The 21,857-nt window shown below is 52.9% G+C and carries 24 protein-coding genes; 14 read left to right on the top strand and 10 right to left on the bottom strand.

Annotation, left to right across the window (positions count from 1 at the left end; all coding sequences use genetic code 11):
* Window positions 1-102: 102 nt before the first annotated feature.
* On the bottom strand, window positions 103-426 hold the full coding sequence (locus ACO0K9_RS13835) for a hypothetical protein (RefSeq protein WP_422985830.1): 324 nt from the start codon (window positions 424-426) through the stop codon (window positions 103-105).
* A 150-nt stretch (window positions 427-576) separates the two neighbouring features.
* Window positions 577-1,323: a glycerophosphodiester phosphodiesterase gene (ugpQ, locus tag ACO0K9_RS13830; RefSeq protein ID WP_422985828.1), complete on the bottom strand. Its 747-nt coding sequence runs from the start codon at window positions 1,321-1,323 to the stop codon at window positions 577-579.
* A gap of 234 nt (window positions 1,324-1,557) precedes the next feature.
* Here ugpQ and ACO0K9_RS13825 point away from each other — a divergent pair, with 234 nt between their 5' ends.
* The 12 genes from ACO0K9_RS13825 (at window position 1,558) to ACO0K9_RS13770 (ending at window position 12,915) form a co-directional block, all read left to right on the top strand.
* Window positions 1,558-2,799, top strand: a complete 1,242-nt coding sequence (locus tag ACO0K9_RS13825) for a CaiB/BaiF CoA transferase family protein (protein WP_422985826.1) — start codon at window positions 1,558-1,560, stop codon at window positions 2,797-2,799.
* Window positions 2,800-2,947: 148 nt separating this feature from the next.
* Window positions 2,948-4,072, top strand: a complete 1,125-nt coding sequence (locus ACO0K9_RS13820; protein WP_422985824.1) for a sensor histidine kinase — start codon at window positions 2,948-2,950, stop codon at window positions 4,070-4,072.
* Between the two features lie 24 nt (window positions 4,073-4,096).
* Window positions 4,097-4,924 carry a LytR/AlgR family response regulator transcription factor gene (locus tag ACO0K9_RS13815; protein ID WP_422985822.1) on the top strand — a complete coding sequence of 276 codons (828 nt, stop codon included), beginning with the start codon at window positions 4,097-4,099 and terminating at the stop codon, window positions 4,922-4,924.
* Window positions 4,925-5,061: 137 nt separating this feature from the next.
* The gene (locus ACO0K9_RS13810) at window positions 5,062-5,541 is read left to right on the top strand and encodes a GNAT family N-acetyltransferase (protein ID WP_422985820.1); all 480 of its coding nucleotides are present in this window, start codon (window positions 5,062-5,064) and stop codon (window positions 5,539-5,541) included.
* 48 nt (window positions 5,542-5,589) lie between these two features.
* Window positions 5,590-6,495, top strand: a complete 906-nt coding sequence (locus ACO0K9_RS13805; RefSeq protein WP_422985818.1) for a sulfurtransferase — start codon at window positions 5,590-5,592, stop codon at window positions 6,493-6,495.
* A gap of 166 nt (window positions 6,496-6,661) precedes the next feature.
* Complete coding sequence (locus ACO0K9_RS13800) at window positions 6,662-8,722, top strand: M13 family metallopeptidase (RefSeq protein WP_422985816.1); 2,061 nt, start codon at window positions 6,662-6,664, stop codon at window positions 8,720-8,722.
* 192 nt (window positions 8,723-8,914) lie between these two features.
* Entirely contained in the window at window positions 8,915-9,358 is a 444-nt protein-coding gene (locus tag ACO0K9_RS13795) for a hypothetical protein (RefSeq protein ID WP_422985814.1), read from the top strand.
* Complete coding sequence (locus tag ACO0K9_RS13790; RefSeq protein ID WP_422985812.1) at window positions 9,358-10,182, top strand: DUF2145 domain-containing protein; 825 nt, start codon at window positions 9,358-9,360, stop codon at window positions 10,180-10,182. Before ACO0K9_RS13795 ends, ACO0K9_RS13790 begins: the two co-directional genes overlap by 1 nt.
* A gap of 151 nt (window positions 10,183-10,333) precedes the next feature.
* Complete coding sequence (locus ACO0K9_RS13785; RefSeq protein ID WP_422985810.1) at window positions 10,334-11,599, top strand: RNA polymerase sigma factor; 1,266 nt, start codon at window positions 10,334-10,336, stop codon at window positions 11,597-11,599.
* A 105-nt stretch (window positions 11,600-11,704) separates the two neighbouring features.
* Entirely contained in the window at window positions 11,705-12,127 is a 423-nt protein-coding gene (locus ACO0K9_RS13780; protein WP_422985808.1) for a VOC family protein, read from the top strand.
* A 27-nt stretch (window positions 12,128-12,154) separates the two neighbouring features.
* Complete coding sequence (locus tag ACO0K9_RS13775) at window positions 12,155-12,499, top strand: YciI family protein (RefSeq protein WP_422985806.1); 345 nt, start codon at window positions 12,155-12,157, stop codon at window positions 12,497-12,499.
* A gap of 11 nt (window positions 12,500-12,510) precedes the next feature.
* Window positions 12,511-12,915 (top strand): VOC family protein, encoded by a 405-nt coding sequence (locus ACO0K9_RS13770; protein ID WP_422985804.1) that lies wholly within the window; start codon window positions 12,511-12,513, stop codon window positions 12,913-12,915.
* 71 nt (window positions 12,916-12,986) lie between these two features.
* Here ACO0K9_RS13770 and ACO0K9_RS13765 read toward each other — a convergent pair whose 3' ends face one another.
* Complete coding sequence (locus ACO0K9_RS13765) at window positions 12,987-13,556, bottom strand: NAD(P)H-dependent oxidoreductase (protein ID WP_422985802.1); 570 nt, start codon at window positions 13,554-13,556, stop codon at window positions 12,987-12,989.
* A 77-nt stretch (window positions 13,557-13,633) separates the two neighbouring features.
* A complete protein-coding gene (locus ACO0K9_RS13760) occupies window positions 13,634-14,335 on the bottom strand; it encodes a pirin family protein (protein ID WP_422985800.1) in 702 nt (233 codons plus the stop codon).
* 118 nt (window positions 14,336-14,453) lie between these two features.
* Here ACO0K9_RS13760 and ACO0K9_RS13755 point away from each other — a divergent pair, with 118 nt between their 5' ends.
* Both ACO0K9_RS13755 and gluQRS read left to right on the top strand, forming a co-directional pair.
* Entirely contained in the window at window positions 14,454-15,371 is a 918-nt protein-coding gene (locus tag ACO0K9_RS13755) for a LysR family transcriptional regulator (protein ID WP_422985798.1), read from the top strand.
* A 9-nt stretch (window positions 15,372-15,380) separates the two neighbouring features.
* Complete coding sequence (gluQRS, locus tag ACO0K9_RS13750; RefSeq protein ID WP_422985796.1) at window positions 15,381-16,265, top strand: tRNA glutamyl-Q(34) synthetase GluQRS; 885 nt, start codon at window positions 15,381-15,383, stop codon at window positions 16,263-16,265.
* Window positions 16,266-16,377: 112 nt separating this feature from the next.
* Here gluQRS and ACO0K9_RS13745 read toward each other — a convergent pair whose 3' ends face one another.
* The 6 genes from ACO0K9_RS13745 to ACO0K9_RS13720 all read right to left on the bottom strand — a co-directional run bounded on the left by ACO0K9_RS13745 (window position 16,378) and on the right by ACO0K9_RS13720 (window position 21,852).
* Window positions 16,378-16,890 (bottom strand): hypothetical protein, encoded by a 513-nt coding sequence (locus ACO0K9_RS13745; protein WP_422985794.1) that lies wholly within the window; start codon window positions 16,888-16,890, stop codon window positions 16,378-16,380.
* 287 nt (window positions 16,891-17,177) lie between these two features.
* The gene (locus ACO0K9_RS13740) at window positions 17,178-17,855 is read right to left on the bottom strand and encodes a hypothetical protein (protein WP_422985793.1); all 678 of its coding nucleotides are present in this window, start codon (window positions 17,853-17,855) and stop codon (window positions 17,178-17,180) included.
* 106 nt (window positions 17,856-17,961) lie between these two features.
* Window positions 17,962-19,374, bottom strand: a complete 1,413-nt coding sequence (locus ACO0K9_RS13735) for a multicopper oxidase family protein (RefSeq protein WP_422985791.1) — start codon at window positions 19,372-19,374, stop codon at window positions 17,962-17,964.
* A 53-nt stretch (window positions 19,375-19,427) separates the two neighbouring features.
* Window positions 19,428-20,858 (bottom strand): TolC family protein, encoded by a 1,431-nt coding sequence (locus tag ACO0K9_RS13730; protein ID WP_422985789.1) that lies wholly within the window; start codon window positions 20,856-20,858, stop codon window positions 19,428-19,430.
* 104 nt (window positions 20,859-20,962) lie between these two features.
* Window positions 20,963-21,358, bottom strand: a complete 396-nt coding sequence (locus tag ACO0K9_RS13725; RefSeq protein ID WP_422985787.1) for a hypothetical protein — start codon at window positions 21,356-21,358, stop codon at window positions 20,963-20,965.
* An 89-nt stretch (window positions 21,359-21,447) separates the two neighbouring features.
* On the bottom strand, window positions 21,448-21,852 hold the full coding sequence (locus tag ACO0K9_RS13720) for a LysE/ArgO family amino acid transporter (protein ID WP_422985785.1): 405 nt from the start codon (window positions 21,850-21,852) through the stop codon (window positions 21,448-21,450).
* Window positions 21,853-21,857 lie beyond the last annotated feature (5 nt).

Raw genomic sequence — 21,857 nt, 5'->3', positions numbered from 1 at the left:
CTGGGTAAGCCCTAATTAATTTTCCTACAAACAAAAACCGCCAGCATGGGCTGGCGGTTGTGCTTTTGGCTTTGCTTTTACAGCAGCACGTATGACCAAAGCTTAATTCGTTGTCGCGCTTGCATTGTGTTTTTTGATACGAATTTTCCTGCTGGCGCGATTTTCTTCTTTTTCCAGTTTGGCGCGTTCGGCTCCGGTGACTACGCCGTCGGCTTTGGCGGCCTGCTTGTCGGCTTCAATTTTGGTTTCGCGTTTTTCCAGGTTGGTCGCTTCTTTTGCGGTCAATGTGCCACTTTCGATTCCTTTGGCAACGCGTTTTTGTTGCACTTCCTGGCGTTTATCGATATTCGGGGTATTGGTTTGTGCGAAGACAGAACCGGCGATCAGTGTGGCGACCAGTGCGGTAGCGAGTTGGATGGATTTCATGGTTTTTCCCTTTAAAAATTTTAGCGATCAGTTTTATTGTGGATGAGCAGGCAGCCCATGGTCCAATAACGATGCAGCGTTTTTTTCTGATGACAAGAAAAATGTAATCAGTGTAAGCACTCGTAACCACACTATTTCCATCAGGAAATTTTAGAAGTCAGCCGGTATCAAATCTATCCGGTCGGTGCAGAACGCATCCACTCCCCAATGCAGGATTTCTGTTGCCCGTTCTGGTGTGTTGACGGTATAGCAAAACACGCCATAACCGGCATCCTTGATTTCTTTGGTGGTTTCTGGCGTCAGGTATCTGTGGTTGGTGTGCAGGGCGCGGGCTGCCAGCTCTTGCAGGCTGGCTTTCCAGTCGGGTGTGACTTTATCCATCAAAAAACCACGCGGGATGGTGGGGGCCGCATGTTTGGCGGCCATCAGGGCGCTGAAAGAAAACGAAGAAAACAGCGGCAAATGTACTGCATCAATCACGGCCACATCGGCGAACAGGGCTTGCGTCTGTTCTGCCACCATCCTACCGGTTTCTTCTTGTGCGCCGGAGGAAGGTTTGATTTCCACATTCATCCAGATAGCATGCTGGCGACAAAAGCGCACGACATCTGCATACAGGGGGACGGGTTCGCCTTTGAAACTGTCGGCGAACCATTTGCCGGCATCCATTTTTTGCAAATCGGCGGCTGTGGTATCGGCCACGCGGCCGCTGCCGGGAACGGTTCTGCCAAATTCAGGGTCATGCATCAGCACAGGAACGCCATCCTTTGATAACATGACATCAAATTCCACGGCGGCAAAACCGTGTTCCCATCCGCAACGCATCGCTGCCAGGGTATTTTCTGGTGCCAGTATTCCGCCACCACGGTGGGCGATGACTTTAGGATAGGGCCACATAATGCGCTCCACATATCAACAAATAACCAAGGACTTACGCAAAATTGTCCCAGCAAGGCTATCGCTGAAGGAAACTGCCCTTGCAAGGGCAGTCCGTTACGTCGGCAGGCAACATGTTGCCTGAAACACCGACTACACCGTTGGCGACGAAGACAGTACTTTAGTACGGCAAGTCGCTGCAACGCAGCTGGGGCGGTTTTGCGTATGTCCGCAATAATGTAAGGATAATCGAAGATGCCAAGCTCGTCGCTACAAAAAACTGCCCTGGGCCATATCCGAGTGCTGGATTTGACGCGGGTACTGGCTGGTCCCTGGTGTGCGCAAAACCTGGCAGACCTGGGGGCAGAAGTCATCAAGGTTGAAAGACCCGGCAGTGGCGACGACACCCGTACATGGGGCCCGCCTTACCTGCGCGATGCTGAAGGCAACAATACGACAGAGGCCGCCTATTACCTGGCTGCGAACCGAGGCAAGCAGGCTATCACGGTGGATATTGCCACGGCTGAAGGCCAGCAAATTATCCGTGAACTGGCTGCCAAATCCGATGTGGTGCTGGAAAACTACAAGGTCGGCCAATTGAAAAAATATGGCCTCGATTATGCATCATTGAAATTGATCAAGCCCGACCTGGTGTATTGCTCCATCACCGGCTTTGGCCAGAATGGCCCCTATGCACACCGCGCCGGTTATGACTTTATCGTGCAAGGCATGGGCGGCTTCATGTCGCTGACGGGCGAACGCGACGACTTGCCCGGTGGCGGCCCACAAAAAGCCGGGGTTGCGATTGCCGACCTGATGACGGGTATGTATTCCACCATCGCCGTCATGGCGGCACTGACGCACAGAGACAGAACCGGTGAAGGCCAATACATAGACATGGCCTTGCTGGATGTGCAAGTTGCCATGCTGGCCAACATGAACATGAATTACCTGGCCAGCGGCAATGCCCCCAAACGCTGGGGCAATGCGCACCCGAATATCGTGCCTTACCAGACCTTTGCCACGGCCGATGGCCATATCATTGTCGCAGCAGGCAATGATGGGCAGTATAAAAAGTTTGTGCAGGCAGGTGGTCAGCCAGAACTGGCAGACGACCCGCGTTTCAGCAGCAACCCCAGCCGAGTCGCACACCGTGACGTGCTGGTGCCTGTGCTGGCAGAGATGGTCAGGCGCAAGACCAAGCAGGAATGGATCAGCCTGCTGGAAACAGCAGGCGTGCCTTGCGGCCCCATCAATACCCTGGATGAAGTATTTGAAAACCCGCAGGTGCAGGCGCGCGAGATGCAATTCAATCTGCCCCACCCCACCGCTGGCCAGGTCAGGTTGGTGGCCAGCCCGATGAAGTTGTCGGCAACGCCGGTCACTTATCCATCGGCACCGCCTTTGCTGGGCCAACATACCCAGACAATACTGACTGATCTGCTGGGCTATGACGAGCAACAACTGGCAGCGCTAAAAACCAGAAACATTATATAAAAGCAACTGTCATGCCACTGGCTCGTGTTTATTCGCGCCAGTTTGGCTGGCCTTTACGACAAAAAACACAGGCTTTATCCTGTTTGCCTGTTGCGTGGACAGCAGGCAGCGTAAGCTGCAAGCACGAAGATACCCGGCACAAGATGAAATGAACAACAAATTTTTGCACCAGACCCAAGCTTATTTACAGTCAAAATTAAAGCCCGAACATTACCAAAGCCTGGTAGGTGTTATCGGGGATATGCCACGCCTGATGGCCATCAACCTGGCTTGCAGTTTTGCGGTTACCTTTGTCTTGCGTGGTGGCGGGAGTCTGCTTCAAAACATCCTGTTTTCGATGTTCATAGGTTGCTCTGCCTATGTCCTGATCAAATTGTTCAAGCGGCTTTTTTGGGGAGCGGGCACGCCGAACACCATCGTTTTTTACCTGATGTGTGTGACGGTGGCGCCGCTTGCCTTGATTGTTGGGATGTTTATCGCAGCCCTTACATTTAATTATCCTCTGCCTGACATCAGCAAATTCAGATGGTCTTATATGGGCAGTTTTGTGACGCTGACATGTATCGTCAGTCTGATAGCGGCATGGTCATTCTGGAATCGTGGCAAGATGGCAGAGTTGCAGGCCTCTGCCGAAGCAGAAAAAGCCAAGAATTCAGTCATAGAAAAACAGGCCATGCAGGCACAACTGCAATTGCTGCAAGCCCAGATAGAGCCGCATATGCTGTTCAACACTCTGGCCAATCTGCAGGGCCTGATCGCTATCGACCCGCCACGCGCCCAGCACATGCTGGCACAACTGATTGTCTATCTGCGCAATACCCTGAGTTCATCCCGGGCAGAACAAACCACGCTGAAGCAGGAATTCACGCTGATGCAAGCCTATCTGGAATTGCTGGCCATACGCATGGGCAAGCGCCTGCATTACACCCTGGATTTGCCCGATGATTTGCAGCAGACTGCCATCGCCCCCATGCTGTTGCAACCCCTGGTGGAAAACGCCATCAAGCACGGACTGGAACCAAAAATGGAAGGCGGCAGCATCCACGTCGTCGCCGAAAAACACGGCACACAGTTACATCTGAAAATCATTGATACCGGCCTGGGCCTGCCCTTTAATTATGATGACAACAAGAACACCAGCAATGCCGACCAGCATATCGGCAATGCCAATATCCGCGATCGCCTGCAAGCCCTGTATGGGCCGCAAGCCAGCCTCAGCCTGCAAGCCAATCAACCCGAGGGGGCAATTGCCCATCTCACTATCCCTCTTTAACTGATTGAATGTGAGTACCTACCAATGACGACAACAGCCAAACGCGCCCTGATCGCCGAAGATGAACCGATACTTTCGCTGACCCTGCAAAAGATGCTGGAAAAACTCTGGCCCGAACTGGAATTGTGCGCCCTCGTCGAGAATGGCGTACATGCAGTGCAGGAAGCCCTGGACAAACAGCCTGACATCCTGTTCCTGGACATCAAGATGCCCGGCAAGACCGGGCTGGAAGTGGCGCAGGAGCTGGCCGAAGAATGGCCAGATAACAAGGCCTTCCCCCTGATCGTGTATGTGACGGCCTATGATGAATATGCGATACAAGCCTTTGAACATTCAGCATCCGATTACGTGCTGAAACCAGTCAGCGAAGAACGCCTGGCAAAGACTGTACAAAGATTGCAAGCCAGACTGGATGACGGCGCACAAAGGCCGAATGAGCTGGAACGTGTGCTGGAACAATTACGCCATCTGGTGCCGGGACAGTCACTGTCAGTTGGTACTAACACTGGCAACCAGGCAACACCAGAACGCCTGCGCATTATCCGCGCCGCCGTCGGCAACCAGATCCGCATGATACCGGTCGACGACGTACTGTATTTTGAAGCCACGGACAAATACATCAATGTCGTCACCAAGGAACATTCGTCCCTGATACGCAGCAGCCTGCGCGAATTATTGCCGCAACTGGACAGCAGCATCTTCTGGCAAATCCACCGCAGCACCGTGGTCAACACCCTGCACATACAGGTCGCCACCAAGGATGAAACGGGCAAGATCAGTCTGAAGTTGAAAGGTAGTGAAGACAAACTACAGGTGAGCAGAGTCTATGCACACCTGTTCCGCCAGATGTAATCAGGACTTACGCAAAACCGCCCCAGCTGCGTTGCAACTCCTCGCCGTACTATTCGTACTGTCTTCGTCGTCGCGCCTTGCTGGGACAATTTTGCGTAAGTCCTGATAAGATGTTTTCAAAATATAGAAAAGCGACTATGACGAACCAAAAAGACTTAAACGATTTGCAATGGCAATGCGTTAGCTTTGCCGAATTGAGCAATCTGCAATTGCATGCAATTTATCAGGCGCGCGCTGGCGTGTTTATCATTGAACAAAACTGCGTGTATCAGGATGTGGATGGCAAGGACCCGCTGTCGCATCACCTGACTGCCTGGACACCAGAAGGTGAAGTAGCCGCTTACTTGCGCATCGTGCCCGCCGGTATTGCCTTTACCGAAGCCTCGCTGGGACGCGTCATCAGCACCAAAGACTGGCGCGGCACCGGTGTTGGCAAAGCTTTAATTGCAAATGGCATCAAGGCTTTGCATACGCTTTACCCGGCAGCGAACATCCGCATAGGTGCCCAGGCTTACCTTGAAAAATTCTATGGCAGCTTTGGTTTTGAGACGGTTTCCGACATCTATCTGGAAGACGATATTCCCCATGTCGAGATGCTGTGGACCGCAAAAGCCTGATTAAATCGCTTATAATGCTGCCAAATCAATGACTTACTGAATTTCATCATGCCCGCTGTAATACAAACACCCGATAAACCTTACGTCAATATTTCTGCCTACAAGTTCATCACTTTCAATGACACCGCTGAAAAACGCCAGGTGTTTCTGGACAAATGCAAGGAACTCAATCTGAAGGGCACGATACTGCTGACGCCAGAAGGCATCAATATGTTCCTGGCCGGTTTGCGCCATGAAATTGATGCATATATGGATTGGCTGCACCAGGACCCGCGCTTTGCAGACGTGGTTGCCAAGGAAAGTTTTTCTGATCACCAGCCCTTCACCAAGATACTGGTCAAGCTGAAGGCAGAAATCATCACCATGCGCATGCCGCTGATCAAGCCGGAAGAAGGCCGCGCGCCCGCCGTCGATGCCCACACGCTGAAACGCTGGCTGGACCAGGGCCATGACGACCATGGCAAACCCGTGGTGATGGTCGATACCCGCAATGACTTTGAAGTGGATGTTGGCAGCTTTGACAATACGATCGATTACCGCATTGCCAAGTTCACCGAATTCCCGGCTGTCATTGAAGCCAACCGCGATGCCCTGAACGACAAGACTGTGGTGACTTTCTGTACCGGTGGCATACGCTGTGAAAAAGCCGCCATCCATATGCAGAATGTTGGCTTTGACAGCGTGTATCAACTGGAAGGCGGCATCCTCAAGTACTTTGAAGAAGTCGGTGGTGATCATTACCATGGCGATTGCTTTGTGTTTGACTACCGCACTGCACTCAATCCACAACTGGAAGCCACCGATACCAAACAATGCTTTGCCTGTCGCGCCGTCGTCACGCCGCGTGAGCAATTGTCCCCGTGGTATATATCTGGCAAATCTTGCCCGCATTGCAAGAAAGAATCGACTGGTGCCAGTGACCCGACCATATCAGCAGAAGCCACTGCCGGATAATCCGCCAGCAACTACAATATAAAGCGCATGTCTGATTCATTCAGACATGCGCTTTTTGCTTTCCATATTAAAACTAAGCTGGAACTAAGGTTCTGGTGACGGGTCAAAGACCTGTTGCCAGCGATTACCTGCTGACAGTCCAAACAAAAAATAGTCAGGGAACCATATGAAACTTCTTCTCCTCAGCACCCTCATCCTTGCCTTGCTGGCACCCGCCAGCCAGGCTGCCGATTCTGCACCAGGCAGTGCGGTAACCAAAACTGCCGCCCTGGGCTCTGGCATCAAGCCAGAAAACATGGACAAAGCAACGCGCGCGCAGGATGATTTTTACCGCTATGCACAAGGCGGCTGGCTGAAGGCGAATGAAATACCGTCCGACAAATCAGACTGGGGCACCTTCATGCAGGCTCGTGAAGATGTACAGCAGCAATTGCGCAGTATTGTCGAAGGTGCGGCAAAAGACGGCAATACAGCGCCTGGCACCGACAAGCAGAAAATCGGTGACCTGTATAACAGTTTCATGGATGAGAAAAAACTGAATGCACTCGGCATACAGTCACTGAAAACCGAATTGGCCAACATCGCCACGCTGTCAGACAAAAAATCGATACCGACACTGATCGCTCACTTCCACCAAATCGGTGTGACGACGCCGCTGCGCGTTGGCATTCATCAGGACAATAAAAATTCCAGTCAATATGTGGTGGGCGTTTCTCAGAGTGGGCTGGGCTTGCCAAACCGTGATTATTACCTGAAGCTGGATGATCCCAAAATGACGGATATCCGCAACAAATACCAGGCGCATATAGAAAAAATGCTGACACTGGCGGGTGAGAAGAATGCGGCCGACCAGGCCAAAAACATCGTCGCGCTGGAAGCTGAAATTGCCAAAGCGCAGTGGACGGCAGTCGAAAACCGTGACCCGGTCAAAAGCTACAACAAGTTTGCCATCAATGACTTGCCAGCACTGACGCCCGCTTACGATTGGCAAGTCTATCTGCAAGCCGCCGGCATGGCAGGCAAAATCAATGAACTGATCGTTCAACAACCAAGTTATATCAAAGGCTTGAATGAGAGTTTGAACACGAACACGCTCGACGCCTGGAAATCGTATTTCACCTGGCATCTGATCAACGGGTACGCACCTTTCCTGTCATCCGATTTTGTGAATTCAGATTTTGCCTTCAAAGGTGCACTGATTGCCGGTATCCAGGAAAACCGTACCCGCGACAAACGCGGTGTGGCACTGGTCGACCAGGTGCTGGGTGAAGCAGTGGGCAAGGCCTATGTAGAAAAATACTCTTCCCCTGAAGTCAAACAGCGTACCGAAAAAATGGTGCGCTATTTCCTGGCGGCGTTCAAACAAAGCATAGGTACGCTGGACTGGATGAGTGAGGAAACCAAAAAGCAGGCACAGATCAAATTATCCAAGATCAGTGTCAAGATCGGCTACCCGAACAAATGGCTGGATTATTCCAAACTGACTATCCGCAGCGATGACCTGGTTGGCAACCTGATGCGCGCGCGTGCCTTCGCCCACGAAAGAGAAGTGGCAAAGCTGGGCAAACCGATCGACCGCGAAGAATGGCATATGACGCCACAAACAGTAAATGCCTATTACAGTCCGGAGATGAATGAAATAGTGTTCCCGGCGGCACGCCTGCAATCGCCGCTGTTTGATGTGAATGCCGAAGATGCCTTCAATTATGGCGCACTGGGTATTTCCATTGGCCATGAAATCAGTCACGCCTTTGATGACCAGGGTTCACAATACGATGGCGATGGCAATCTGCGTAACTGGTGGACCGCCGAAGACAAGGAAAAATTCAAGAACAAAACCAGGGCGCTGGTCGAGCAATACAATGGCTACAGCCCGGTGTCTGGCTATTTCCTCAACGGTGAGCTGACGCTGGGTGAAAACATTGCCGACAATGCCGGTATTGTCATGGCCCTGCGTGCCTACAAACTGTCGCTGGAAGGCAAACCGGCACCGGTGATCGATGGCTGGACAGCAGAACAGCGCCTGTTCATGGGCCTGGCACAGGCCAGACGCAACAAATCAAGCGAACAGCGTGCGGTTACCCTGGTCAAGACCGATCCCCATTCACCTGGAGAATTCCGCGTCAACGGCAGCATGGTCAATCACCCGGATTTCTATACATCCTTTGACGTCAAACCCGGTGACAAGATGTACCTGACACCAGAAAAACGCGTCGCCATCTGGTAAATCAACCAGGTGTCCTGATGCAACAAGCAAAGGGCCGGAGTTTTCCGGCCCTTTGTGCATTTGCCATGTCGGCACTCGCAAAGGCATCGTATTTCGCTACCTTTTCTGTAACTATTTGCTACTAAAGACAAATTGCTTGTTCTTTTGTGGTCTCATCATACAGTGAGGTCTTACATCAACGAAGGAGATACCGTGTCAACACGATTGCAAAGATTTGCCCGCAGTACAGTCCTGATTACTTCCCTGGTGACATCCAGCCTGTTTGTCACCCAGGCGCAGGCTGGTGATTGTCTGTCATGCGGTCCATCGAACGGTTCCGAAGCCCTGTCCGCAGGCGTTGGCATCGTCATGCTGGGCAGCATGTCGATGGTGGTGGGTTCTGGCGTGGTGGTCGTTGACAGCGTAAAAGCAGCTGCCGATGGTGTCACCGTGGTATTGAAAGGTTCAACCCAGGCAGCCAGCGCGACCGTCAAGCTGTCTGGCAAGGGCATAGAAAAAGCCGCCTTGGTGAGCGGTGCAGTGATAGAAGTCAGCGCCACCGCTACCGGCTATCTGCTGGTCAGTGCCGGCCAGGCACTCGCATTCATACCGAATGAAGTCGGTAGTGCGCTCATGCATCACAGCAAGGTGCAATGATGCAGCGCCCGGTACTGAGACGGCTACAGACAGGTGGCAGCGCCTGGATCAGGGTTTGCCTGCTGCTGGCCTGTCTGGCGTTCAGCCTGCCGTCCTTTGCCGGACGCCCTTGTGAAGACAGTGCGCTTGACCCCAGAAAGGCCATGAAGGCACTGGAACTGGCGCAAAAAACCAAACTCAGGCTGGATGACAGCAAGGCAGAAATCGCCATCATCGCCAGGGTTGGCCAGGATTTATCCAAATACAAGCTGCGCTATTCCCATCTGGGGCTGATACAGCATTTGCCTGATGGCACCTGGTCAGTCATGCATGAATTGAACCAGTGTGGCACGGCCAATTCCGACCTGTTTCGTGAAGGCCTGGGCAATTTCTTCCTGGATGACATGTTCGCCTTTGAAACCCTGATTCTCATCCCTGGCCCGGAACTGCAGCAAAGCCTCAAACTTGTCATGGCCAATGGTCGTGCCAAGGGCTTGCATGCGGCCCGCTACAATATGTTGTCTTATCCGTTTTCAACGACTTACCAAAACTCCAATCAATGGGCGCTGGAAGTCATTGCTGCGGCCCAAGCCACGGACATGCAGATAGAAACCCGCAGTCAGGCCCAGGCCTGGCTGAAAGCGGCAGCCTACCAGCCAGATACCTTGCAAATCTCCGCCGCCACCCGGCTGGGGGCACGCCTGTTCAGGGCCAATGTGAGCTTTGATGATCACCCCTTCGATCGTCGCATGGCGGGTCAGATCGATACCGTGACCGTTGAATCTATCGTCAGGTTCATGATGGCCAAAGACCCGAAAACAGAAAAACTGGTATTTGGTTTGTAGCAGTCATCTCATCGGAGCATGTCAGGTGACATGCTCCCTCCTGATAGTGTTACACTTCTGACCACCCGGACGAGTGCATTCCACCACTGTCGCATAGCCATGTGCTTGCCTCGGTCTGGCTTGATACTCACAGCCATGGGTGATCCAGGTGATGACGGCAAGCAGCAATCCCCAGCACGAACAGTTCAAACAACGCGTTCAGGATATATACCAGCGCGACAGCCGGCGCGTCTTCGCGACGCTGGTACATTTGCTGGGCGATTTCGACCTGGCAGAAGAAGCCCTGCATGAAGCCTTCAAAGCCGCACTGGAACAATGGCCAGAAAAAGGTATGCCCGATCACCCGCACACCTGGCTGGTATCGGCAGGACGCTACAAGGCCATCGACAGCATTCGCCGGCAAAGACGTTTTGATCCGCTGGACCAGCATATCGATACGGTAGAAGCACTGGCAGATGAAAGTGCCCTGCCCGGTGAAGCAGAAATCATGGAAGACGACCGGCTGCGCCTGATCTTTACCTGCTGCCACCCGGCACTGGCAGCAGATGCCCAGGTCGCCCTGACCCTGCGTGAAGTGTGCGGCCTGACGACAGAAGAAATCGCCCACGCCTTCCTGACCCCGGCACCGACGCTGGCGCAACGCATCGTACGCGCCAAGGCAAAAATCCGTGATGCGAATATTCCCTACCAGGTGCCAGAAAAAGCCGACTTGCCAGCGCGCCTGCACAGCGTGTTGCGGGTGATTTACCTGGTCTTCAATGAAGCTTATTCCAGCTCTGCCGGTGCATCGGCCCTGCGTCCTGACCTGGCTGCAGAAGCGATACGCCTGGCAAGACTGCTGGAAGAATTATTGCCCGAACCCGAAGTCAGCGGCTTGCTGGCACTGATGCTCTTGCATGAATCCCGCCGCCCTGCCCGCACCGATACCCAGGGTGAGCTGATCGCGCTGGAACAGCAAGACCGGCAATTGTGGAACCAGGCTTTGATCGCCGAAGGATCAGTGCTGGTGGAACAGGCTTTGCGCTCAGGCCGCTTTGGTGCTTACAGCCTGCAGGCTGCCATTTCTGCCGTGCATGCAGAAGCAGCCAGCTATACCGATACTGACTGGCCGCAGATAGTCGGCTTATATGACGCCCTGCTGCGTGTCGAAGCCAGCCCCATCATCGAATTGAATCGTGCGATTGCCCTATCCATGTGCAGCGGCGGATTGAAAACAGGCTTGCAACTGGTGGAAAGTCTGTTGCAAAATAATGAAATGCAAAACTACCACCTGGCCCATGCCGCCAGGGCAGATTTGCAGCGACGCAGTGGCAATGTACAGCAGGCAAGATTATCCTATGCGCAGGCCCTGACCCTGTGCAAGCAGGAACCAGAACATCGTTTTTTGCAAAACAAGCTGGCTGAAATAAAAAAATAAAAATATTTGAATTGCTGTCGATTTGCTGTCTCGCCAATCGACTATTAGATGTGGAGACGCTTTCACGCCCCTTTTTGAAATCAACTAATTAAGGAATTAATAATCATGCCACATCCTATCGCTTATCTGAGTTTTAACGGCAACTGCAAGGAAGCCATGTATTTTTACGAACAAACCCTGGGCGGTAAAATCACCGTCATGATGAGTGGTGCAGAATCCCCCATGGCGGCCATGATGCCGCCAGAATCCGCGCACCGCATCTTGCATGCCCGTCTTGAATTGCCAGATGGTGGCTTGCTGTACGCTGGTGATTGCCCGCAGCACATACCATATGAAGGTATCAAAGGTGTGACGTTCTGCCTGAATTACGATACGACTGAAGAAGCCACACGGATCTTCAATGCGCTGGCAGAAGGCGGCAAAATCACCATGCCGGTACAACCCGCATTCTGGGCAAAATCCTGGGGCATGCTGGAGGATAAATATGGCACACCCTGGAATATCAACGGCGTTTTGCTGCCTATCTGATTTTGTTTCATCCTTGCTGGAGCCTCTATGAAATACCTATGTCTGGTATATCTCGACAATGAGCACTGGAATGCCTGCCCGGATGAAAAATGCGCGGGGTATGCCCAGGGCTTGATGGACAGTGGCCATATGCTGGCTGCCGAACCCCTGCACCCTGTACATACAGCAACCACGGTCAGGGTAAGAAACGGACAATTGTCTGTGACTGATGGCCCATTTGCCGAAACCAAGGAAATGTTGGCTGGCTTCTATCTCATCGATGCCAGGGATCTGAATGAAGCCATACAACTGGCTGCAAAAATCCCGCCGGCACAGCATGGCAGCATAGAAGTGCGCCCGGTGCGGACTTTGAACTTGCCAGCAACCATTTAAAGGAAAAGAGTATGCATAAGCAAATCTATATCAACATGTCGGTCAAGGACTTGCCACGTTCCAAAGCATTCTTTAGCAGCCTGGGCTACAGTTTTGAACCGAAATTCAGCAATGACAAGGGTGTCTGCATGATACTGGGTGAAAACCTGTACGCCATGCTATTGGTGGAAGAATTTTTTGCCAGCTTCACCACCAAACCTGTCAGTGACGCCAGGGAGCAAACTGAAGTCCTGATTGCTCTGCCTTGCGACAGCCGTGAACACGTAGACAGCTTGATCGCCAAAGCCAAAGCTGCCGGTGCGACCGTCCCGACAGAACCGCAAGACCAGGGTTTCATGTATGACTGCGGCTTTCACGACCTTGATGGCCACGGTTGGGGATTGTTTTATATGGTGCCTGAAGGCGAATGCAAATAACAGTACATCACAACAACAAAACCGGCACGCAGCCGGTTTTGTTCATTGCCACTACAAACACTGAAACGGACTTAAGCCAACTTCTTCGCCACTTCAGCAATACGCTTGCCAAACAGTTTCGCTGTTTCCAGGTCACCAGGCAACGGACCTTCTTCCGGTGAAGAATCGGATGGGGATTGCGTCATCAAACCACTGAAGCTGGCAAGGTAATTGACGTCATTGCGCTGTGCCGCCTTGCTGTTGGCTGGCATCAGGCCTGTGCCAACCCAGATCATGGAATGTTGCTGTGACAGCGTGAACAGGTAATGCAGGGTCGACAGTTTATCGCCATTCATCGACGCAGAATTGGTAAATCCTGCAGCGATCTTGTCTTTCCAGACCTGGCTATACCAAGGTTTGGAAGATGCATCGGCAAATTTCTTGAACTGCCAGGATACGCTACCCATGTAGGTAGGTGAACCAAACACGATGGCATTCGCTGCCGCCAGGCTGGCCCATTGTGCGTCAGTGATATTACCTTCGGCATCAATCTTGATCAGTTCTGCATCGGCACCCGCTGCCGCAGCACCCGCATGCACCGCTTCAGCTGCCTTGGTGGTGTGGCCGTAACCTGAATGATAAATAATGGCGACTTTAGTCATGTTCTTACTCCTAATGTTGGAAAATAATAGACGGACACAGGCACTACTGCTGGAGTAGCGCCTGTGTCCGTTGTCAATCAGTGAGGTAAATCAAATACCAGCACTTCTGCCTGCTTGCCCTGCTCCAGGATGAGTTTTTCTTCATCCTGTATTTTTACGGCATCGCCTTCCTTCAGGCTCAAACCGTTGACTGTCAACTCACCGCGTGCCACATGCACATAGGTCAGGCGGTCTGCTGCCAGTGCCACTTCCTGCCTTTGCCCTGCATCGAACAAACCTATCTGCAGACTGGCGTTCTGGCGGATTTTGATGGAGCCATCCGCACCGTCACCCGATGCCACCAGGCGCAAGCGGCCCTGTTTTTCTTCACGGCTGAATTCTTTTTCGCCGTACAGTGGTTCACCGCCCACTTGATCTGGCTGTATCCAGATTTGCAGCAGACGCGTATGTTCGGTATTGGCCGGATTAAATTCCGAATGACGCACGCCGGTACCTGCACTCATGTATTGCACATTACCCGGACGTATCGTACTGCCATTACCCATACTGTCTTTATGGGCAATCGCACCTTCCAGCACATAGGTAATGATTTCCATGTTCTGGTGGGGATGGGTACCAAAACCCATCGCCGGGGCGATCCAGTCATCATTGATGACACGCAGCGGACCAAAACCCATATGTTGTGGGTCATAATATTCAGCAAATGAAAAACTGTGATGCGATTTGAGCCAACCGTGCTCGGCATGGCCGCGTTCTTGTGACGATCTAAGCGTAATCATATAAGTCCTTTCAAAATTCCTGAATATTGTTTTCAGGCGATGAACGTACTATATACAAACAAAAACAATCAGATAAGGGTAGAATTTTCTACATCTCATTCAAATTTTTTGAACAATCATGAACCTCACTCTGGAAGCTCTGCAAATTCTCGATGCGATAGACCGTAAAGGCAGCTTTGCGGCGGCTGCTGCTGCACTGGACAAGGTACCGTCCGCCATCACCTACAGCATACGTAAGCTGGAAGAAGACCTGGATGTCCTGCTCTATGACAGGCGCGGCCATCGTGCCAAACTGACCATTGCAGGTGAAGAATTGCTACTGCAAGGGCGTCATCTGCTGAACAGCGCGCAAGAACTGGAAAATCGTGTCAAACGCGCCGCCAGTGGCTGGGAGGCGGAACTGCGCATCGTCATTGATGGCATCATACAATTCGATGACATGATCCCGCTGATCAAGGAATTTGAACAACAGAGCTGTGGCACACGCATCCGTATCAGTCATGAGATTTTGTCTGGCGTCTGGGAAGCCATGGTATCTGGCCGCGCCGACCTGGCCATAGGGGCAGCCTACTATGGGCCAGATGCCATACGCATGCGCGGTGAATTTCAAACCCGCCCGCTGGGTAGTCTGGATTGGGTATTTGCGGTGGCCCCGCAACATCCGCTGGCGCAGGCGGAAGGATTGTTGACGCCAGCCATCTTGCAGGCACACCGGGCGATTGCCGTTGGTGACACCGGCCTGACCCTGCCTTCCATGACGGCCGGTTTGTTAAGCGGACAAGATACGCTGACCGTCCCCACCCTGCAAGCCAAACTGGCGGCCCAACTGGCAGGGCTGGGTTGCGGGCACTTGCCGCGCAGGCTGGCTTTGCCCCATTTGCGCAGCGGTGCCCTGATAGAAAAAAAGACCGAGGCCATCCGTCCGCCGGAAGAAAATTGCCTGGTCTGGCGCAGCGCCAACAAAGGCAAGGCTCTGGGATGGTTTTTACAAAAGTTGCAAGACCCTATCGCGCAACGCATGCTGATCGGTAATTGAAGAACATTCATGCAAGCAAAACAAGTGTACACAGGACGATTTGCCCCTTCACCAACCGGCCCGCTGCACATGGGTTCCCTGGTTGCCGCCATGGCCAGTTACCTGGATGCCAAAGCCCATGATGGCCAATGGCTGCTGCGCATGGAAGACCTGGATTTTGACCGCAACGTCAAAGCTGCAGATCAGCAAATCATCGCGTCGCTGCAACGCAGCGGCATGCAGTGGGATGGAGAGATCACCTGGCAAAGCCAGCGCCAGCCGCTGTATGAAGCGGCCTTGCAACAATTGGGCGACACGGTCTACCCCTGCGCCTGCTCCCGCAAGGAAATCGCCGACTCGCGCCTGCGTCTCGGCGAAGCTGCCAGCCAGATTTATCCCGGCACCTGCCGTCATGGCCTGGCTGCCGGAAAAATTGCCAGGGCCTGGCGCCTGCGCGTACCGGATGACATCATTCGCTTTGAAGACCGCCTGTGTGGAACACAGACACAAGACCTGGGTCATGAAGTTGGTGACTTTATACTGAAGCGGGCGGACGGTTTCTGGGCCTACCAACTAGCGGTGGTGGTAGATGACGCCGCCCAGCAGATTACCCATGTGGTACGCGGTGCCGATCTGATTGATTCGACTGCCAGGCAAATTTATTTGCAAGGCCTGCTGAACTTGCCGACTCCGGCTTATCTGCATGTGCCGGTGGTCACCAATGCCCTGGGTGAAAAACTGTCGAAACAAACCGGCGCGCTGGCGTTTGATCGTGGCGACAACGATGTCTTGCACGAAGCCCTGCTACCGGCAGCACAATTTCTGGGCTTGAAACTGACTTCGGCAGTTGAAGATATTCCCACTTTCTGGCAAGCAGCGATTCAGGCGTGGAAAGAAAAAATATGGATGAAATAAATGCTGATTGCTATCAATGACAAGGGCCGCAATGCGGCCCTTAATTAACTTACCAGATTAGCTTGCCAGGTCAGCACTAAATTCAACGCAGAATTCAACACTTAATTAACGCTTAATCCCTGTCATGTCCGCGGCCATGTTCATAGCCACGTCCATGATCGTCACCACGACGGTCTTCATCACGGCGGTCGCCGCGTCTGTCGTCGCGCCTTTCGTCACGTCTGTAATCGCCATGCCTGTCATTACGCCTGTCGTCATATTCGCGATAATAACCATCGCGATAGCGCGGCACAACCTGGGTGTTGTACCAATTCTCCTGTACGAAATACACCTGACGATCACAGGCATTGTAGCGATAGCAGTTCTTGTCCCATTTATTTCTATGGCCAGGTGGCACGACCAGATACATCGGAGGCTGCACCACATCGACCCTGCGCACTATACGGGGTTCACGATAATACACTTGTGGCTGGGGGAAATTGCCGATATCAACGTGGCCGTAAAACCCGGGCTGTCCAAATTGAACGGATACACCAACGTTCTGCGCCTGTGAATGACTGCTCATCAATAATGCGGCGCTGGCAGCAGCATAAAACAGCGCCTTTTTTATTGAAGTATTTTTCATGATGTCTTCCATTTCGTCAAACAAGAACTCATTTCTATTGATCAAATAAGTTCTCTATAAGTTTGCTAAAGCGACAGCAGCATCAAGGCAAACTGACTTGTTGATACTCAGTGGACTGTTACAGTCTACTAATGCCTATAACGCTTGAAGTCGCAATCTGTTGACCGCATGACGCAAACACCGCATTCATACAAAAGCCTGCACTGAACAAATTTTCTGGTCTGTACGCTAGCCAACAAACGAAATTAAAACGAAATTAAAACGAAATTATCTTGTGTCCACAGCATTTATTTCACTGGAAAATCTTCAGCCCATTGCTGCCCTTTGGCATCCAGTACGGGACGACGACCGGCCGCTAATTTCACGCCCAGTTGGGCCATCGTCGTGCGATGCGATAAACAGACGTAGCGCGCATCACGATTGGCAAATTTTCGCTTCATGACACATTCAAGCTGATTGGCACCACTGACATCTTCATAGGCACTTTCCACACGTTCCGGCAAGGCAGTCACATAACGCAACACCAGTTGCGCCGACATGCCGCGATAAGCCGGGTCTTTCTTGCCTGCTTGATGCATGTAGTTGATAGCGTCCTTGAGCGCTGCATAGGCATAGTCATATTTTTTGATATCGGCAATACCTGTATTCGACCTTGTTTCACTACTACCATTTTTTCTGGTGAACGTCACTGTCCATTCTGAATTATCTATCAGCAGATCTTCAAAACAGGCAAGGCGGTTATTCGCTTCTTCCGCCAGCGTTTTCAATGCATCGACATTGCCACCGGATGCCTGTTTACGGTTTTTGTTCAACCAATCCTGAAAGTCGGCACGCAGGGGTTGGGCTGTCAACAAACTACAATCATCCAGATCAATTTGTTCAGCATGTGCCTGACTGCACAGCATCAGAAAAAGAGGAAAGAAAAGAAGGAAGCAGATTTTGTACAATGCGGGGATTGTTTTCATTTTGTTCTTCTCGGATGGACGTATCATCAAAAATAATAAAGCCGGGGCTAACGGCTTTATCATTCTTTTACTTTTCGTCACAAATCAGACAGAAAAACACATTTCCTCAATGTCCGCCATGGCCTTGCGGCTTCCTGACCTGCACTTCCACTTCTGGCGTGGCAGATTTGCCATGTTTCATCCCGGCGTGTGCATCTACCGGCTGGCGCGGGGCTTCTGCAACGGGGCCGGTATATTCATAAGCCACGGTGCCTTTGGGATGCCGGTACCAGCCCGGGTCTTTATAATCGCCCGGCTTCTGGTCTTTGCGCACCTTGACCACGCTGAACATGCCGCCCATTTCCAGGCCACCAAATGGTCCCTCACCTGTCATCATGGGGATCGTGTTATCCGGCAATGGCATTTCCATTGTGCCCATGTCAGCCATGCCCTTGTCACCCATGGTCATATACGCTGGAATGAGCTTGTTGATCTTGTCGGCCACGTCTTTATGATCGATACCTATCATGGTCGGTACGGTGTGTCCCATGGCGTTCATGGTGTGATGGCTCTTGTGGCAATGCAGGGACCAGTCGCCTTCTTCATCTGCAATAAATTCAAGCTGACGCATCTGGCCAACGGCAATATCGGTCGTCACTTCTGGCCAGCGTGCTGTCCTGGGTACCGGGCCGCCATCCGTGCCCGTCACCGTGAATTCATGGCCATGAATATGGATGGGGTGATTGGTCATGGTCAGGTTGCCGACACGTATTCTGACCCTGTCGTTCTTGCGTACATTCAGGGTGTCAATGCCGGGGAAGATGCGGCTATTCCACGACCATAAATTGAAGTCTGTCATGGTCACGATATTTGGTTTGAATGCGCCCGGTTCTATGTCATAGGCGCTCAGCAAAAAGATGAAGTCCCGGTCGACTTCGTCAATCTGCGGATGTTTTCCTTTGGGATGGGTGATCCATGAACCCATCATGCCCATGGCCATTTGCGTCATTTCGTCGGCGTGCGGGTGATACATGAAAGTGCCGGGACGACGTGCTACAAATTCATACACAAAGGTCTTGCCAGGTTGTATTGATGGCTGGGTCAGGCCGGATACGCCATCCATGCCATTCGGCAGGCGCTGGCCGTGCCAGTGCATGCTGGTATGTTCCGGCAAACGGTTGGTGACAAAAATGCGTACGCGATCACCCTCCACCACTTCTATCGTCGGACCAGGGCTTTGGCCGTTATACCCCCACAGATTGGCTATCATGCCGGGTGCCATTTCACGCACGACAGCTTCGGCCACCAGATGGAATTCCTTGACGCCATTGTTCATGCGCCACGGCAGGGTCCAGCCATTCAGGGTTACCACCGGATTATAGGGGCGGCCATTTTTGGGTTGCAGCGGCGGCATGGTGTCCGCGCTGGTTTGGTTAACTGCTTCAGGCAAGCTTGCCAGCGCCACCTTGCTCACGGCTGTCGCCGCCAAAGCACCACCGGCAATGCCGGCGAATTTAAAAAAATCTCTTCTTGAGTTCATGGTATTTCTTTCTCATCAGCTAGTCATCAGCTTGTCATCAGCACATCAGCGCATCAATGCGCTGCATCTGCCGGGGCAGATGATGATATGGGGTTCAGTGTGCCAGTTGTCGGGATTGAGGGGCGGCCCAGCAGTTCTGCCTGCAAGGCGGCATCTGCCAGCCAGAATTGTTGTTCTGCGTTGATGGCCGCCAGCACGCTATTGATCTGCTCACAGGTGTCGGCCAGCAATTCAAAAACGCTGATGAACATGCCGTTGTAGCGCAACTGGTTTTCTGCAGAAATGCGCTTGCGCAGTGGCAGTATGTCATCCCGGTATTGTCGGGCGATGTCGTACATGCTGCGATAGGCAGAATAACTGACGCGCAAATGTGAACCCGCATTGTTGACCGTATCTTGCAGGCGATAACTGGCCGCCAGGGTATTCGCATTCATTGCCGTTCTTTGGGCGTCGCCCCAATCAAATAAGGGCAGGCTGAGACTGACCTCGACACCGCGCTTGATCTCACTATGCCCGCCTGCATCAAAGACAGTATTGCGCCTGACACCCAGTTCTATATCAGTAAAGCTATTGACCAGGTTCAGGCCCTGGCGGGCTGCGGCGGCGTCCAGTTCCTGCCTGGCCAGTTGGATATCGAGACGGTTTTTTGTGGCTTGCGGGCCTATAGTTTCAGCTGCCAGCGGTGTGGCTGGCAGATCGGGCAAGCGCTGTGGCAGCTTGAGGACTTTTTCCTGGGCGTCATTCAAGCCCAACAGGCGTACCAGTTCTTCACGCGTGGCCAGGCTGTTATGGCTGGCAAGACTGAACTGGGCCACGGCATCTGCCTGGAACGCCTGTTGACGTGCGGCCTGAAGGGTATTGAAATTGCCAGCCTTGTGCATACGCCGGGCCAGCTCGGCACTGGCATCGGCGGCATCAACTACCTGCCTGGCATAGTCCAGGCTTTGCTGTGCCGCTACCGCCTTGACCCAGGCGACCCGCACTTCGCTGACACGGTCTATCACATCCAGGCTTAAGCGCGTCTGCGCCTGCCCCAGACTGTGTCGCGCCATGCTCTGTCTTTGCGGCAGACTGAGCAGATCAAGCAGGCCCACACTGATCAGTCGGCCAATTTCCAGCTCACCAGCTTGCCGGTTACGTTCGAAATTGAACACGGGGTTGGCAATACGTGCGCTCTGTACCACATTCGCCCCATTGGCCTGGTGTTGCGCCAGTAAAGCTTGCAGGGCCGGGCTGTTCAACAGTGCGATTTGCACGGCAGCGTCTTGCGACAGTGGATCACGCAAGAGGATTGCAGCCTTGTCTTGCCGGTCTTTTTGCTGTTCCGGCTTACTGGCCAGTGCCAGTTGCCCCTGGGTATAAGCGGGATAGCGCTGATTGATTTGTTGTGTACTTTGGTCGATATCAAAACTGGCACAGCCACCAAGCAGCAAGATGGCCGCGCTCAGAACTGGAATGCGATAGCGATAATGAAATTGAGACATGAAGTCCTCGCAGAAAACGTGTTTCACCCGTCATGACGGGTGGTATGAGATGGCATAGATAGCATAAGCTGACGCTGGCACACAGATGCGCCGGTCAGCAAAGTTCAGATCAGGGTCAACCTGGGAGGGCGTTCCAGCAAGGCTGGTGATACGGAAGCAGGCAGGGAAACCGGCAGCGATTGTGCATCGCTATGAAAGGGAATAAAAACCATGCCCTGCGCCGCAGGCATCAGGGCAATGCCCATGCAACAAGGTGCGGACGATTTGCAATTGCCGTGGGCCGAGGTGGTCTTGCCAACGCGGTCATAGGCAGATTTGGCATCTGCCTGTTTGGCTATCTGAGGCTGGCAATGTTCATTGTCAGCCGTGCTGGTGCTGGCCAGGGCCTGGCTGGCCGGCATATCCATGGCGCACGCCATCCTGCTGGCGACCGCAAACCCTTGCAGGGGCAGCAAGACCAGCAACATGCATGCAATCAAATAACGCCAGGTGGATTTCATGCACGGAAGTTATCACAAATCTGCATGTTCAACAAATGGGCCGTACAAAGTTGCACGCCAAGTTGACCCCAAGCTGACACCAAACAGCATCAGGCCAGCGCCAGATTCGCTGCCAGCAAGAGCATGATGACACCAATCAAGGTATCCATCACCTGCCAGGCAAGGGGACGGGCAAACAGCGGGGCCAGCAAGCGTGCGCCAAAGCCCAGGGCAGCGAACCAGAGCGTGGCGTTCAGGACCGCACCCAGGGCAAACCAGTATTTGCCATCACCTGGCTGCTGCCCACCGATGGCCCCCAGCAAGACCACGGTATCCAGATAGGTATGCGGATTGAGCAAGGTCGCCCCCAGCACCGCCAGGGCTGCCTTGCCTGCAGTCAAACTTATATCGCCAGTTGCAGTCACCAGACTTTGCTGACGGAATGCTGCGCGCAGGGAACGCACGCCATACCAGACCAGAAACGCCGCCCCACCCCAGCGCGCCAGCGCCAGCAAGAAGG

It is taken from the genome of Undibacterium sp. Ji50W, from assembly GCF_049340445.1.
Classification (GTDB): domain Bacteria; phylum Pseudomonadota; class Gammaproteobacteria; order Burkholderiales; family Burkholderiaceae_D; genus Undibacterium.
The sequence above is the reverse complement of the archived record's forward strand: the minus strand, read 5'-3'. Positions and strand labels throughout refer to the sequence as shown.

What these genes read in the sequence shown, in the direction of transcription:
- ACO0K9_RS13770 (WP_422985804.1), top strand. Translation starts at nt 12,511, where the DNA reads ATGCATAAGCAAATCTATATCAACATGTCGGTCAAGGACTTGCCACGT.
- ACO0K9_RS13740 (WP_422985793.1), bottom strand. Translation starts at nt 17,855, where the DNA reads ATGAAAACAATCCCCGCATTGTACAAAATCTGCTTCCTTCTTTTCTTT.
- ACO0K9_RS13820 (WP_422985824.1), top strand. Translation starts at nt 2,948, where the DNA reads ATGAACAACAAATTTTTGCACCAGACCCAAGCTTATTTACAGTCAAAA.
- ACO0K9_RS13745 (WP_422985794.1), bottom strand. Translation starts at nt 16,890, where the DNA reads ATGAAAAATACTTCAATAAAAAAGGCGCTGTTTTATGCTGCTGCCAGC.
- ACO0K9_RS13825 (WP_422985826.1), top strand. Translation starts at nt 1,558, where the DNA reads ATGCCAAGCTCGTCGCTACAAAAAACTGCCCTGGGCCATATCCGAGTG.
- ACO0K9_RS13725 (WP_422985787.1), bottom strand. Translation starts at nt 21,358, where the DNA reads ATGAAATCCACCTGGCGTTATTTGATTGCATGCATGTTGCTGGTCTTG.
- ACO0K9_RS13800 (WP_422985816.1), top strand. Translation starts at nt 6,662, where the DNA reads ATGAAACTTCTTCTCCTCAGCACCCTCATCCTTGCCTTGCTGGCACCC.
- ACO0K9_RS13760 (WP_422985800.1), bottom strand. Translation starts at nt 14,335, where the DNA reads ATGATTACGCTTAGATCGTCACAAGAACGCGGCCATGCCGAGCACGGT.
- ACO0K9_RS13815 (WP_422985822.1), top strand. Translation starts at nt 4,097, where the DNA reads ATGACGACAACAGCCAAACGCGCCCTGATCGCCGAAGATGAACCGATA.
- ACO0K9_RS13735 (WP_422985791.1), bottom strand. Translation starts at nt 19,374, where the DNA reads ATGAACTCAAGAAGAGATTTTTTTAAATTCGCCGGCATTGCCGGTGGT.
- ACO0K9_RS13780 (WP_422985808.1), top strand. Translation starts at nt 11,705, where the DNA reads ATGCCACATCCTATCGCTTATCTGAGTTTTAACGGCAACTGCAAGGAA.
- ACO0K9_RS13835 (WP_422985830.1), bottom strand. Translation starts at nt 426, where the DNA reads ATGAAATCCATCCAACTCGCTACCGCACTGGTCGCCACACTGATCGCC.
- ACO0K9_RS13730 (WP_422985789.1), bottom strand. Translation starts at nt 20,858, where the DNA reads ATGTCTCAATTTCATTATCGCTATCGCATTCCAGTTCTGAGCGCGGCC.
- ACO0K9_RS13790 (WP_422985812.1), top strand. Translation starts at nt 9,358, where the DNA reads ATGCAGCGCCCGGTACTGAGACGGCTACAGACAGGTGGCAGCGCCTGG.
- ACO0K9_RS13810 (WP_422985820.1), top strand. Translation starts at nt 5,062, where the DNA reads ATGACGAACCAAAAAGACTTAAACGATTTGCAATGGCAATGCGTTAGC.
- gluQRS (WP_422985796.1), top strand. Translation starts at nt 15,381, where the DNA reads ATGCAAGCAAAACAAGTGTACACAGGACGATTTGCCCCTTCACCAACC.
- ACO0K9_RS13775 (WP_422985806.1), top strand. Translation starts at nt 12,155, where the DNA reads ATGAAATACCTATGTCTGGTATATCTCGACAATGAGCACTGGAATGCC.
- ACO0K9_RS13755 (WP_422985798.1), top strand. Translation starts at nt 14,454, where the DNA reads ATGAACCTCACTCTGGAAGCTCTGCAAATTCTCGATGCGATAGACCGT.
- ugpQ (WP_422985828.1), bottom strand. Translation starts at nt 1,323, where the DNA reads ATGTGGCCCTATCCTAAAGTCATCGCCCACCGTGGTGGCGGAATACTG.
- ACO0K9_RS13765 (WP_422985802.1), bottom strand. Translation starts at nt 13,556, where the DNA reads ATGACTAAAGTCGCCATTATTTATCATTCAGGTTACGGCCACACCACC.
- ACO0K9_RS13785 (WP_422985810.1), top strand. Translation starts at nt 10,334, where the DNA reads ATGACGGCAAGCAGCAATCCCCAGCACGAACAGTTCAAACAACGCGTT.
- ACO0K9_RS13805 (WP_422985818.1), top strand. Translation starts at nt 5,590, where the DNA reads ATGCCCGCTGTAATACAAACACCCGATAAACCTTACGTCAATATTTCT.